We start from the raw sequence: 14,699 nt of genomic DNA on the forward strand, positions 1-14,699 counted from the left end.
GCGGCAGGAGCAGGGTGCTGCGGGACGTAGACTGAACGGCTGTTGTCCCGCAGCACCCTCTCACCATCTCTGGAGTCGACCCGCCATGCAGCACGAGAACGACGCCTCGCTGGTCGGCCATGAGTACGAGGTCGAGGTCGGCCCGGTCGCCCACGGCGGCCACTGCGTCGCCCGCACCGACTCCGGCCGGGTCCTCTTCGTCCGCCACGCGCTCCCCGGCGAGCGCATCGTCGCCCGTGTCACCGAGGGCGAGTCCACCTCCCGCTTCCTGCGCGCCGACGCCGTCGAGATCCTCACGGCGTCCAAGGACCGCGTCGAGGCGCCCTGCCCCTTCTCCGGCCCCGGCAAGTGCGGCGGCTGCGACTGGCAGCACGCCAAGCCGGGCGCCCAGCGCCGCCTCAAGGGCGAGGTCATCGCCGAGCAGCTCCAGCGCCTCGCGGGCCTCACCCCCGAGGAGGCCGGCTGGGACGGCACGGTCATGCCGGCCGAGGGCGACAAGCTCCCGGCGGGCGAGGTCCCCGCCTGGCGCACCCGCGTCCAGTACGCGATCGACGCCGAGGGCCACGCCGGACTCCGCAAGCACCGCTCGCACGACGTCCAGGTCGTCGACCACTGCATGATCGCCGCCCCCGGCGTCACCGAACTCGGCATCGAGAAGCGCGAGTGGCCGCAGATCGCCACCGTCGAGGCCATCGCCGCCTCCGGCTCCGCCGACCGCCAGGTCATCCTCACCCCCAAGCCCGGCGGCCGCCTCCCCATCGTCGAACTCGACAAGCCGGTCTCGGTGCTGCGCGTCGGCGAGAAGGACAAGGCCGTCCACCGCGTCCACGGCCGCCCCTTCGTCCGCGAGCGCGCCGACGACCGCACCTACCGCGTCGGCGAGGGCGGCTTCTGGCAGGTCCACCCGCAGGCCGCCGACACCCTCGTCAAGGCCGTCATGCAGGGCCTGATGCCCCGCAAGAACGACATGGCCCTCGACCTCTACTGCGGCGTCGGCCTCTTCGCGGGCGCCCTCGGCGAGCGCATCACGGACAAGGGCGCGGTCCTCGGCATCGAGTCGAGCAAGCGCGCCGTCGAGGACGCTCGCCACAACCTCCAGGACCTCGACCGCGTCCGCATCGAACAGGGCAAGGTCGAACAGGTCCTCCCGCGCACGGGCATCGACCACGCCGACCTCATCGTCCTCGACCCGCCGCGAGCGGGCGCGGGCAAGCAGACGGTGCGGCATCTGGCGTCGCTGGGGGCGCGCCGGATCGCATACGTGGCGTGCGATCCGGCGGCGCTGGCACGCGACTTGGCGTACTTCGCGGAGGAGGGGTACCGGCCGGTGACGCTGCGGGCGTTCGATCTCTTCCCGATGACGCATCATGTGGAGTGCGTGGCGATTTTGAAGCCGGTGGCCAAGGAAGCGTGAGCTGGAGTCTTGCGTAGACGCGTGATGTGCGGCGCCACGCTGCCCTTGGGTTTTGAGGTGCCGTCCTGAAGTCGGTTGCTGTACCTGGTCAAGGGCCTCGCTGTCAGTGGTGGGCCGTATCGTCTCTTCCGAGAGGCCCTGAGGGGGCGGGAGAACCGGGGAGGACACCTCGTGCAGGCCAAAGAGACATTGTTCGCCGACCTGATGCAGGGGCGGGCTCAGCAGTTCCAGGTTCCCCTGTACCAGCGCACGTACTCCTGGTCGGAGAAGCAGCTGGCGCAGCTGTGGAACGACATCCTCGAGCAGGCTGAACTGCTTGAGGACGGAGCGACGGTGAGCACGCACTTTCTCGGCTCGGTCGTGCTTGCCCCGTCCCCTCAGAACGAGGTGACGTTCCCCCGTTGGCTCGTTGTTGACGGACAACAGCGGCTGACCACTCTGTCCCTCGCGCTGGCAGCGATCCGTGACCATATTGCCGATGGACAGCCGGACGAGGCCGAGCGGATCGACGAGGAATACCTCATCAACAAGCGCAAGAAGGGGGACGACTACTTTCGCCTGTTGCCCACCCAGGCAGACCGGCCGCAATACGCCACACACATCCGTAGCGTCCACTCGGAGCAAGTCCCGGGGGAGAGGGTCGCCGCTGCCTACCGCTTCTTCCGCCGCAGGTTGGTTGAAGCGGACAATCCGGCGAGCCCCCAAGACGTGTTGCGTATTGAACAGGCGATCACATCCCGGCTCACGCTGGTGGCGGTGACCGCCGAGCGGGGTGACAACGTCCACCGCATCTTCGAGTCGCTCAACAACACCGGACTGAAACTCAGCCAAGCGGACCTGCTGCGCAACTATTTGTTCATGCGCCTACCGACTCGCGGTGAGCATGTCTACGAGACCCATTGGCTGCCGCTGCAAGCCAGCCTGAGCAATGACGAACTCGAACAGCTGATGTGGCTGCAGCTGGTGCTCGACGGGGACGACCGGGTCCGTCGCCAGGACCTGTACGCCGCCCAGCAACAGCGCTTCGAAAGCGGGAGGACAGGTGGGGCGCAGACCGAGGCGGATATCGAGGCATACATCAAGGAGTTGCACCGCCGCAGCGTGCACTTCCGCAGGGTGATCCATCCGGCAGAGGAGACCTCCCCCTTGGTCCGCAGCCACCTGAGTCGGCTGCATGACTGGCAGGCCGTGGTGACCTACCCGGCGTTGATGCTGTTGCTGGACCGGTGGGAACGAGGAGAGCTGGACGAGCGCGAGACAGCGCGGGCCATGTCGTACATCGAGAGTTTCCTGGTGCGCCGGATGATCTGCCGGGTGCCGACGAACAACCTGAACAGGGTCTTCCAGTCCGTGCCCGCCCAGCTTCCGCACGATGTGCCGGTGGCCGATGGTGTGCATCAGCTCCTCTCCGCGGAGAACCGCTTCTGGCCGGACGATGAAGAGCTGAGCGAGAAGATTCGAACCGCGCCCTTCTACCAGTACGGGCGGCCGAATCAACGCAGGCTGGTGCTCCAGAGGCTGGAAGAGAGCTATGAGCACCCCGAGCCGGTGAACTTCGGCTCGGCGCAGCTCACCATTGAACATGTGATGCCGCAATCGCCCGGTGAAGAGTGGATGCGGATGCTGCAGGAGGACGTGACTGGGAGCGAGAGCCCGGAGGACCTCCACGCCCGGTTGCAGCACACAATCGGCAATCTGACGCTGACCGGAGTCAATTCAGAGCTGTCCAATCACCCCTTCGAGCGCAAGCAGGGGTTGCTGCAAGGCAGTCATCTGGAGATGAACCGAAACATTGCCGCCACCGAGCGCTGGGGCGCCCGGGAGATCCTCGCTCGAGCTGGCGAACTCGCCGACCGGGCGGCCCGGTTGTGGCCTGCCCCGCTGAGCGGTGTCGGACGCGCCGAGCGCAGCCGCGACTGGCACCTCGCCCACCAGGCGCTCGCCGCGCTTCCGCACGGCACATGGACGTCCTACGGAGATCTGGCCGCGTTCATCGGGTCCGGAGCCCAGGCTGTGGGCAGCCATCTCTCCAAGACGGACGGAGTGGCCAACGCGTACCGAGTGCTCAATGCCGATGGCAAGATCGCCGAGGGTTTCCAGTGGACCGGCCAGGACGGCGGCGATGTCCGTGCCCGGCTCAGTGCCGACGGTATCCATTTCACTGTCACGGGAGCGGCCGATCCGGCCCAGCGCCTCACCAGCGACGACCTCGCACTGCTCCTCGCCGAGACTGAGAGCGAGGACGAGCCGACGGTGACGGAGGAAAACGCACAGGATGACGCGGAGCCGCGCTGCGAGGAGACCCGCGCGGGGAGGTTCCTTCGCCAGCTTGCGGCGGACGACACTCCCGCGACCGTGAACGCCGTGCGTGAGCTGTTCACCCGCTGGGAGAAGCTCGGAGGCTGGATCGGCCACGGCGCCGGCGAGGTTACGACCAGTGCTTTCCTCATGCTCGGGAGCGCCGGTAGCCCAAGCCGGGGAATCTGGCCGTTGACCCTCTACCCGGGCAGCGGGCGTGGCGGTGTGGCGGAGGTCGTGTTTCAGCACTTGGCGGGCCGTGAGCCCTTCACGGACCGTTCCTTGCGCGCCGAATTGCTCGACAGGCTGAATGAGCTGGAGGGCGTCTCGATTCCTGAGGGCAAGCTGGAGTTGCGCCCCAGCTTCCGGCTCTCTTCCCTGGAGAATGACCGCAACTGCGAGCTTCTGTGCGAGACACTGGGCTGGTTCCGGGACCGTTGGGAAGACAGGGACGCGACCTGACTCATAGGCTGCCTCTGTTCGCATAGGCGGGCGTGGGAGTGGCCCGGGCCCTGTAGGTACCCGAGTGCTCCCATGGGGTCGACTTCTGGCTTGGCGGTGCGGAAAGATGGTCGCTCCGAAAGGACCTTGCACCGGCCCGCGCCCGCAGCTCCGCTTTGGTGGAGCCACTTCACTGCCGCCCCACCCTGGCTGCCTACCGGCAGCTGTACGGCGCGGCCCGGGCCACCGGCGGTCGGCTGGCCGAGCGGGAGCATGCTCTCACCGTGCTGCATGCCGACGCCGCCGCGGAGCCGGTACCGTGGCCCGGTATCTTGTCGGCGTTCTCCTCGACAACAAGACCCTCGATGCCGACTGGCAAGCTGTGACCGGAACCGGAACCGACGACACCCAGCGGCCCGGCTTCGCCTCCCAGCCCGCAGACGCACTAGGCGTGAACGAGACGTGCGCACCCCGCTGACCGGTCCTTCCCCTCGAATACACTGCCGATGCGCGCCCTGGCGCGCGCGGCATGCTGCCGCGGCGAGGAGCAGAAAGCCATCACCACACGGAAGGTCCGCAGCCCGTGGAGCCATTGAGAGACGACGACCCGCGGACCATCGGTGGATACACCTTGGTGTGCCGGCTCGGCACCGGAGGCATGGGGCAGGTCTATCTCGGGGAATCCCTGGCGGGCCAGCAGGTCGCCGTGAAGGTGATCAAGCCGTCGGTGCTAGACGAGGACAGCAGGGCACGGTTTCTGCTCGAGGTGGACAGCCTCAAGACGGTGTACGGGCCGTTCATCGCATCCTTCGTCGCCGCTGACGCCCAGGCGGAGCGGCCCTGGCTGGCCGTCGAGTTCGTCGCCGGGCCCGACCTGCTGACCTTCGTCACCGAGCGTGGGCCGCTACCGCTCGCGGAGACAGCCAGCCTAGGGGCTCTGCTGGCCGAAGGGCTCGGCATCGTGCACGAGGCGGGACTGCTGCACCGCGACCTCAAGCCGCAGAACATCCTGCTCGCGCCGCACGGGCCCAAGGTGATCGACTTTGGTCTCGCCGTGCTCGCTGAGCGGCGCTCCGTCCTGACCGCCACTGGCGTGGTCGTCGGCTCCGTCCTGTGCATGCCGCCGGAGCAGGCCCGGGGCGAGCACCAGCTCGACCGGCCCGCGGACGTCTACGCGCTGGGCGCGGTCCTGCTGTACGCGGCCACCGGCCACTACCCCTACACGGGCCCCAGCTGGCAGGCCGTCGCCCTCAAGATCGAGGACCCGGGTACCCCGCCGGATCTGAGTGGTCTGCCGTCTCAGCTGGAACCTTTGATTTCCGCGATGCTCGCCCTCGACCCCACTGCCCGGCCGACGCTGGCACAGGTTACCGCTGAGCTGGTCAAGGTCATGGCGGGCCATGGGCTGACCGCTGCCCAGGCCAAGCGTCGGCTCACGGACCTGATCCCTGTGGTCGCCCTGCCCGGGCCACCCGTATCGTCCGGGAGCGGGGGGCTTTCCGAGGGCTGGACCGGTTACACGCCGACCGTCGTGGACGTGGCCGCGCGGGAGGACGACGAGACGCCGCGAGCCGAGGAGGCACCGAAGGAGTGGGGGAACGCCCAGGAGGAGGGAGATCGTGCGCTCTTCGCCGTCGGCGCGCCCAGCGACGAGGCCGCCTCGCCGGGTCCCAAGGAGCCCGAGGGGAAGGGCCCGGCGCGGTCGGGCGTCCAGCTCTCCGTGCCGCTGCGGATCGCTGAGGCCCTGAGGGGTCAGTACGCGCGTGACGCACGCTTCTGAGAGCCGACCGCTCACCTTTCCGATGAGCTGAGCACCTCATGCCGGAAAACGTGCCGCCAGGGGACGGCACCATCACGGCCCGTCGTGCGCGACCGGCATTCGGTCACGGCCCTCACACGCCTCATGAAACACTTGGGGCGTATTGATCATGTTGATCACGCCGCATTTTCGGCGCCATAGACGGAGGGACGACGGGTGGCAGAGCAGGGGCAGATCCGGTACCCACCAGGGGCCCAGATCCTCGTGCGCGACGAGGAGTGGCTGGTCCGGACCGCGAGGCGGACCGACCACGACGGTGACCGGATCGAGGCTACCGGCGTCTCGGAGTTCGTACGGGACGAAGAGGCCGTCTTCTTCACCGGCATCGACACGGTCGAGCTCCTCGAACCGGAGAAGACGCGTCTGGTATCCGATACCTCCTCCTACTTCCGGCGTGGCAGGCTCTTCCTCGAAGCGGTCCTGCGCAAGACGCCCCTGCCGCAGTCCGAACGTGGTCTCGCCCTGGCCGACCGCTTCCTCCTCGACCCGCTCGCCCATCAGCAGCGGCCCGCGGAGCTCGCCCTGTCGATGCGCAACCTCCGTCCCCGCATCCTGATCGCCGACGTCGTCGGCCTCGGCAAGACCCTGGAGATCGGCCTCACCCTGGCCGAGCTCATCCGCCGCGGCCGCGGCGAGCGCATTCTCGTCGTGACCCCGCAGAGCGTCCTGGAGCAGTTCCAACACGAACTGTGGACTCGCTTCTCGATCCCGCTGGTGCGACTCGACTCGCTCGGCATCCAGCGCATCCAGCGCGAGATCCCCGCGGGCCGCAACCCGTTCACCCACTACAAGCGCGTCATCATCTCCGTCGATACGCTCAAGAACATCGGCCAGTACCGGCACCACCTGGAGCGCATCCAGTGGGATGCGGTCGTCATCGACGAGTCCCACAACCTCATCAACCAGGGCAGCCAGCGCCGAGCCCTCGCCGAGACCCTCTCCCCGCGCACCGACGCCCTGCTGCTGGCCAGCGCCACTCCGCACAACGGCGACAAGCGGTCCTTCGCCGACCTGGTCTCGCTCCTCGACCCCGCGGCCATTGTGGACCGCGACCACTACGACCCGGCAGCAGACCTCGGGCACCTCTACATCCGGCGTACGAAGGTCAGCCCCGAGGTCCGCAACGGCATCGGCAACGAGTGGGCTGACCGTGGCCCCACCCTGTCACTGCACTGCCCGGCGACCGAAGCCGAGGAGCGCGTCTTCGCGGAGCTCACCGAGCACTGGCTGCCCGTACCGTCCGGCAGCACCGAGTTCGGCACGGCGGATCAAGAGCGGACCTCCGTGAGTACCGATCCGCTGTTCGCCTACAACGTCCTCAAGACCTTTCTGTCCTCCCACGTCGCCCTCAAGGAGACGGTCGAGCGGCGTATCGCCGCCCTGGGGAAGAAGGCGCGGGACACCGCGGCCGAGGGGAAGCAGCCGGCTCCGGCGATCGGCGAGGAGCAGGACGCCCTTGCCCGGCTGCGTACCCTCATCGAGTCCATGGGCGACGGCAGGGCGCCGGGGGACTCCGCCAAACTGGACGCCCTCGTGGAACAGTTGAAGGACATCGGCGTCGGCCCCCGAAGCGATACACGTGCCGTCGTCTTCTCCGAGCGGGTACCCACCCTGAAGTGGCTGGCAGAGGTGGTCCCCGCGCGTCTCGGCTTCACTCCCGGCAAGGACGGCGACATCAAGGCCGTACGGGTCATGCACGGTGGGCTGAGCGAGGAGGAACAGCGCCTGATCCGTGAGGAGTTCAGCCTCGCCGGCGCTCCGGTCCGGCTGCTGTTCACCGGTGACGTCGCCTCCGAGGGCGTCAACCTGCACCGCCAGTGTCACCACCTCATCCACTACGACATCCCGTGGTCGCTGATCCGCATCGAGCAGCGCAACGGGCGCATCGACCGGTACGGGCAGCGCTACGAGCCACAGTTCCGTGCGCTGATCCTTACCTCCGCTCAGCCGAGCGCCAAGGACGACAGGACGGTGGCCGAGAAGCTCCTCGTGCGGGAGGAGGAGGCACACAAGCTGAACGGCACCGCGGAGGCTGAGACCGGGTATTACCGTGCCGACGAGGAAGAGCGGCGTCTCATCAGGGAGTTGGTGGAGGGGCGTACGGTCGAGGACTTCCTCGCGACCGCACCCGCCGAGGGCGACACTGACCTGGCCGGACTGTTCGGCCAGGTCGACACCATCACCGAGGAGGAGCCGCCGGAGCACGCGGAAGTCCCCTCGCTCTTCGACGGGGACGCGGCGGCGTTCGTCGACACGGCGCTCGCGGAGCTGTACGAGGACCGTGCCGAGGACCTCATCGGCCTGTCCAGCGGCAAGGACGCCCTCCAGCGCCCCTACCTCTCCCTTTCTCCGGCTAAGGCCCCCGACCTGCTGCGTCGCCTCAAGGCCCTGCCGCCCTCCTACCTGAAGGAACAAGGCGTCACGGACCGCATGATCCTGACCTTCGACCGCGGTCTCGCCCAGGACAAGCTGACCGAGGCCCGCGAGGCCACGGACACCCTCTGGCCCACCGTCTCGTTCCTCAACGACATCCACCCAGTGGTGGAGTGGCTCACCGACAAGGTGCTGGTGCAGTTCGGGCGGCAGGAAGCGCCCGTCATCACCTCCCCGCACGTGGAGCACCCGACGTTCCTCATCCAGGGCATCTACTCCAACGCGCTGGGCCGTCCCACGGTCGTGAGGTGGATGGCCGTCAGCGCCGACCCCGATGCCCCCGTCCGGACGATGACCGACGCCCTGCACGAGGCGAAGGTAGGACCCGCCCTCGCCCGCACCGGCGACCCCCGCGACCTCTCCCACCTCCAGTCGCTGGTCCCGGCGGCCGTGGCGAAGGCCCGCGACCACCTGGAGACGTACAAGGACGAGTGGACGCGGCAGATCAGCGGCCCGCTCGCCGACTACCGCGGGCGCCTGTCCGACTGGCGTCAAGACTCCCTGGACTCTCTGTCCAGTGCGAGCGACCGGCGGAAGAGGCAGGTCGAGGCGACCGCCGACGAACAGGCGCACCTCATCGACCAACTGAACACGACGGGCCTTCCCCTGCTGCGGGTGCTGGCCGTCCTGGACAAGCCCGCCGTCGACGTCCCCGACAACGCCTTCGACCCGGCGGAGAGCTGACATGACGTACGACTCGCTGGTCAACCACGGCGATTACCTCTCGGCGCACTACCTCGCCGAAGTCCTTCCGAAAGACCTCAAGGCCAAGGACGGCCTCCTCGGCCGCTGGACCGAGACCGAGGAGCAGACGAGGCGCGCTCACGCCGCCGCGGTCGCCGAGGCCAAGGCCGAAGGCCGGGACCCGGCCACCGTCCCGTCGCGTGCCCGTACCCCACGCGAGGGCCTGCGTGCCCTGCACGGCCCCTACTTCGCTTCCCGGGCCGACTTCGCGCGTGACGCGGAAGCGCTTGCCGAACCGGACGCGCTCGTCCCCGCCGACTGGTCCAAGCGCCTCACCGAGCTGCACCTCGCCACGCTGCGCGCGCTCGGCTACGCGGACGCCCACGAGCAGGAAGTGCCTGTCCATCGGGCCGGACACGACCACACGGTCCAGGCCCTGCACGCCGAGCCCGGACTGGTCGCCGTCGCCTGCGGCTGGACCGCCGAGCCCGACGCGGCCCTCGACCCGGACGGCGCGGGCCGCCTGCTGCACCCCGTGGCCCTGGAGGCGTCGGGCCGCCTCACCGACGTGAAGGCCCTCGCCGACTTCCTGTTCGAGTGCGAGGAGCCGCCTCGTTACGTGCTGCTGCTCGTCGGCGGTGTCATCATCCTCGCGGACCGCCTCGCCTGGCACGAGGGCCGCTACCTCGCCGCAGACCTGGACGCCGCCCTCAACCGGCGCGACGACCGCAACGGAGGCGAACTCGACACCATCGCCGCACTGTTCGGTGCCGACTCGCTGCGCACCCCTGAAGAGGGCGGCACCGCACCGCTCGCCTCCTTCGTCGACAAGTCCGGCAAGCACGCCGTCGGAGTCTCCACCGAACTGCGCGAGGGCCTGCGCCTGTCTGTCGAGTGGATCGCCAACGAGGTCCTGGCCCGGCTGCGGGATCAGGACGTCACGCCGCAGCAGCTCGACGACCCGGCCCGCCTCGCCAAGGAACTCAGCCGCGAGTCGCTGCGCTACCTCTACCGCATCCTGTTCCTGCTTTACGCCGAGGCCCAGCCGTCGCTCGGCATCCTGCCCGCCGACGACCCCGAGTACGCGCGCGGCTACGGCCTCCAACGCCTCGGCGACCTCGTCGTACGCGACCTGGTCGGCGAGCGCTCCCGGCGCGGATTCCACCTGTACGAATCCCTCGACCTGCTTTTCCGGCAGGTCGAGGAGGGCCATCGGGAGTACGGCAGCGAACCCGAGGACCTGGCCGCCGAGGCCGCCGACCGCGCCGCCACCGAGGCCGAGTGTGAGGCGGCCGCGCTGCTCGCCTCCGGGGACATCACCCAGGACGAGCACACCAAGCGCGTCCGCGAGGCCGACCGGTCCCGCAAAGCCGCCGCACGCAGCGCCGATGTCGGCCTGCGCTTCGAGCCCCTGCGCTCGGAGCTGTTCCAGACGGACGCTGTACGCCTCATCTCGGCGGACCGGATCGAGAACCCGGCCTACGAGGAGGGCTCCGGGCAGCGCGAGTTCCTGGACACCCGGCTGCGCAACGAGACCCTGCACAAGGTGCTGCGCCGGCTGATGCTCACCAAGGGCAAGGGGCGTGAGCGCGGCGGCTTCATCTCGTACGCCCAGCTCGGCATCAACCAGCTCGGCGCGGTCTACGAAGGGCTGATGTCCTACACCGGCTTTATCGCCGAGGAGGACCTGTACGAGGTCGCCAAGGGTGGCGACCCCTCCGGCGGCAGCTGGATGATCCCGGCCTCCCGGGTGCAGGACTACCCGGACGAGGTGTTCGTCGAGCGCGCCCACGAGGAGACCGGCCGCCCGCTGCGCGTGGTCCACCCCAAGGGCTCGTTCGTGTACCGCCTGGCGGGCCGGGACCGCCAGACCTCCGCCTCGTACTACACCCCGAAGTCCTTGACCGAGGTCACCGTCGAGCTGGCCCTCAAACACCGCCTCGACCAGGACGGCACGACCACCTCCGCCCGCGAGCTCCTCGAATGGAAGATCTGCGAGCCCGCGCTCGGTTCGGGCGCGTTCCTCAACGAGGCCATCGACCAGGTCGCGGCCGAGTATTTGCGCCGCCGTGAGGAGGAGTTGGGCCGCCGCGTCGACACCGAACTGCGCCAGATCGAACTCCAGAAAGTCAAGGCGTACGTCGCCCTCCACAACGCCTACGGCGTCGACCTGAACGCCACCGCCGTGGAGCTGGCCGAGGTCTCTCTCTGGCTCAACTCCATGCACCCCGGCATGCGAGCCCCGTGGTTCGGCCTGCACCTGCGGCGCGGCAACTCCCTCATCGGGGCCGGCCGCAAGGTGTACGGAGCGGACGCGCTGCCGCACGGCCAGTGGTTGTCGAAGAAGGCCCCGCTGCCGCCCGCCGAGCTTCCCTTCCGCGACGGAGACCTGCCGGAAGGCTCCGTCCACCACTTCCTCCTCCCGGCCATCGGCTGGGGCGCGGTCGCGGGGGAGCCCGAGGCGAAGAAACTGGCGGAGGAGCAGGCGAAGGCACTCGGGCAGTGGCGCAAGGGGATCCAGAAAGCTCCCAAGGCGTCCAAGCCCTTCGAGGAACGGGAGAACGAGCCGCAGGACAAGCGGCAGAAGCGTTACGACAAGTGGGCCAAGGCCGCATCGAAGACCGAGCTGGTTCGCCTGCAGCGCGTCGCCCGCCGGGCCGAGTTCCTGTGGAGCCTCGTCGCCAAGCGCCTGGAGCTGTCCGAGCGGAAGGTATCCCGTCGGATCGATGTCTGGGGTGCGGACTGGCTGACGCCGTCGGAGGAGGCCGCCGACAAACAGAAGATCCTGGACGACCTGACGGTGGCTGGCACCCCGTACTGGCGGTTGAAGACGGTCATGGACGCGTGGTGCGCCCTGTGGTTCTGGCCACTGGATAAGGCCGGCCTGCTGGACGGTACGGCTCCGGAGTACAAGCCGGGCGGCGGAGTCGTCCGTGACGTGGCGGCCTTGCTGTCGGGCGGGATGCCGGTTCCGACTCCTGCGACGGCCGAGCCTGCGCCGGGTGACCTCGCCTGGCGGGCGGCCGGGCTCTTCGACGACCCGGACGGCGAGCAGGGCGAGTTGGTCGAGCTGGCTGGCGACGACGCGGGCTTGCGTACGAAAGCCCGGGGCGGGACCGGCGGCCGTAAGGCCCAGATCGCCGACGACCTGTGGCGCCCGGCAATCCCGCTGAAGACCTTCGCCGACTGGCTGGACTTCCTGGAGGCGACCCTCGGCACGAAGGACGCCGAGGACGGCTCCTTTTTGGACGGCCTCGACGACCTCCCGGTCGACGAAGCGCTGCCGCTCCTTGAGGCGTACGAGCGCAGCCTCGACGGCGTGCTGGGCATGGACCGTACGTTCAATCTGCCGATCCGCTTCCCGTGGCTCGATGTGGTCGAAGACATCGCGGGCACGACGGAGCGCGACATAAAGGCGGAGGACGGGCACGGGTTCTTCCACTGGGAGCTGCATTTCGCGCATGTGTTCCGGGGGGCGGGGGGCGGGTTCGACCTGCAGGTGGGGAATCCGCCTTGGGTACGGCCGGATTGGGATGAGGCGCTGGTTCTCGCCGAGTTCCAGCCGTGGTTCAAGCTGGCCGACAAGCCATCCGCCGACCAATGGCGGGACCGCAAGGGGGATGTGTTGGAGGACGCCCACAGACGCACGTCGTACTTCGATGAGCTGACGGCGACTGTAGGCATGGCCACCTATCTGAGCGACTTGGCGACGTATCCGCTACTGGCGGGGACGCGGCCGGACTTGTACCGGGCCTTCATGTGCCAAGTGTGGTCGCACCTCGGCCGTGGCGGGACGGGCGGGCTGGTACACCCGGATACGCACTTTGGTGGGGTGAAGGAAGGTCGGCTTCGGGAAGCCGCGTACCGACATCTGCGGACCCACGCGCACTTCTCGAATAGGCGCGGCGTCTTCTCCGAGGTGCACGCGAATACCGAGTTCGCGGTGCAGGTCTACGGTGAAGCGAGGTCTCCGCGGTTCACGCATGTCAGCTGGCTGTTCGACCCTGCAACTCTGACGGAGTCGTTTGACCATGACGGTCACGGCGAGCTGCCCGGTATTAAGTTTGAGGGACGGTGGGAGCTGCGGCCCCACCGTGCCCGCTTGGTCGAGGTGGATGCCGAACTGCTTGCTGAGTGGCACCAATTGTCAGGCGATACGGCAGTTCCGCCTCAGCAGGCGGCCCTGCTCTATCCCGTAACCACAGACGAACAGGGCGCCATCACGGCATTGTCCGCCGTAGGCGATCGACTCGGCTCACATCATCCGAGAATCACCGTCGGTATGTTTGAGAATCTGGCTACCAAGAAGTTGGGGCTCTACCGCTGGGACACGACGGCACCTGATTCCTTCGAGGGCGTAATCCTTCAGGGGCCACACCTGGCTGTTGCTACGCCGTTTGGAAAACAGCCCAATGTTCCGTGCCGGACCAATCGGGACTGGTCGAGCTGGGATCTGAAAGTTCTGCCCGCTGATGCGGTGCCGCGTACCAACTATGTCCGCGACTGCGACCCAGCTCAGTATCGAAGCGTTCAGGACAGGTGGCTGGACCGCTCCCGGCTGAGCGTCGACTGGCAGCCCTCGGCTGAGGAATGGGCAAGCCGTGGCGATGTGCTCACGGAGGATGAGCTGGAGTGCTCCGCCGACGAACAACGGGAACTTCTGCGGCAGCGGTTGTGGCTCTTCCGGCCGTACACGGAGTTCTACCGGGTGGCCTGGCGGCGCATGATCCCGTTCGACACTGAGCGGAGCCTATTCGCGACTTTGGTGCCGCCTGGCCCAGCCCATGTCGACGCCGTGAACTCGATGGCCCTGATGAACAACCGCGTTACTGTGCTGAATGCAGGCTTCTGGGCTGCGCTGCCGCTGGACTACCTCCTGCGCATCACAGGCCGCTCGGATCTTCGGGTCGCCGAGGCCCAGAAGATGCCGCACGCTCACCCTGCTCACCCGCTCGCTGGACCGCTACTCCTGCGCACCCTCCGTCTGAACAGCCTTACAGAGGCATATGCCCCGCTCTGGGCTGAGCTTTACGACATGACGTGGCCCGGCTACGAGGCATGGGCCATTGAGTGGCCCAGACTGGCGCCGCTTGCTGGTCATCTCAGGCAGGTTTGGGAGTACGCGACACCACTCCGTACTGAGTACGAGCGTCGGGCTGCTCTCGTCGAGTTGGACGCGATGGCCGCTGTTTGGCTTGGAATGACTGCCGACCAGCTGGTTGCGATCTACAAGGCGCGTTATCCGATTCTCATGGACTACGAGGCCGGAACCTGGTTCGACGCTCAGGGGCGCAAGATCGCCCGGAACCACAACAGCTACGGTTTCGGCCAAACCAAGCAGGATTACGAACAGTTCCTCGCCTTCGACAAGGGCGAGCGCCCCGATCCCCCGGACGGCTACACCGCCCCCTTCTACAAGGCCGACCGCGAGCAGGAGATGCGCGCCGCGCACGCCGTCTTCGCGAAGCGGCTTCAGGAGGCGATCGACAAGGGAGAGTGGGCCCCGGGCACGTAACCCACAATCAGAGCGTCCTGCCCGGGACTTGGCCCCGGGCAGGACGCTCGTCTTTGCGGTGGTCAGCTGTTGCGGATGCCCGTTCCGGCCGGAGC

Annotated in this window: 6 protein-coding genes; all 6 read left to right on the forward strand. The window is 68.1% G+C overall.

Features of this window, described 5'->3' with window-relative positions; translation table 11 throughout:
* Positions 1-85: 85 nt before the first annotated feature.
* The 6 genes from ACWD4A_RS19360 (at position 86) to ACWD4A_RS19385 (ending at position 14,604) form a co-directional block, all read left to right on the forward strand.
* Complete coding sequence (locus ACWD4A_RS19360) at positions 86-1,414, forward strand: class I SAM-dependent RNA methyltransferase (RefSeq protein ID WP_451195351.1); 1,329 nt, start codon at positions 86-88, stop codon at positions 1,412-1,414.
* 171 nt (positions 1,415-1,585) lie between these two features.
* The gene (locus ACWD4A_RS19365; protein ID WP_451195353.1) at positions 1,586-4,174 is read left to right on the forward strand and encodes a GmrSD restriction endonuclease domain-containing protein; all 2,589 of its coding nucleotides are present in this window, start codon (positions 1,586-1,588) and stop codon (positions 4,172-4,174) included.
* 298 nt (positions 4,175-4,472) lie between these two features.
* On the forward strand, positions 4,473-4,631 hold the full coding sequence (locus ACWD4A_RS19370) for a hypothetical protein (protein ID WP_451195355.1): 159 nt from the start codon (positions 4,473-4,475) through the stop codon (positions 4,629-4,631).
* Positions 4,632-4,736: 105 nt separating this feature from the next.
* Positions 4,737-5,933, forward strand: coding sequence for a serine/threonine-protein kinase (locus ACWD4A_RS19375; protein ID WP_451195357.1), 1,197 nt, complete (start codon positions 4,737-4,739; stop codon positions 5,931-5,933).
* A 195-nt stretch (positions 5,934-6,128) separates the two neighbouring features.
* Entirely contained in the window at positions 6,129-9,089 is a 2,961-nt protein-coding gene (locus ACWD4A_RS19380; RefSeq protein ID WP_451195359.1) for an SNF2-related protein, read from the forward strand.
* 1 nt (position 9,090) lies between these two features.
* On the forward strand, positions 9,091-14,604 hold the full coding sequence (locus ACWD4A_RS19385; protein WP_451195361.1) for a class I SAM-dependent DNA methyltransferase: 5,514 nt from the start codon (positions 9,091-9,093) through the stop codon (positions 14,602-14,604).
* Positions 14,605-14,699 lie beyond the last annotated feature (95 nt).

The organism is Streptomyces sp. NPDC002537, assembly GCF_053594975.1.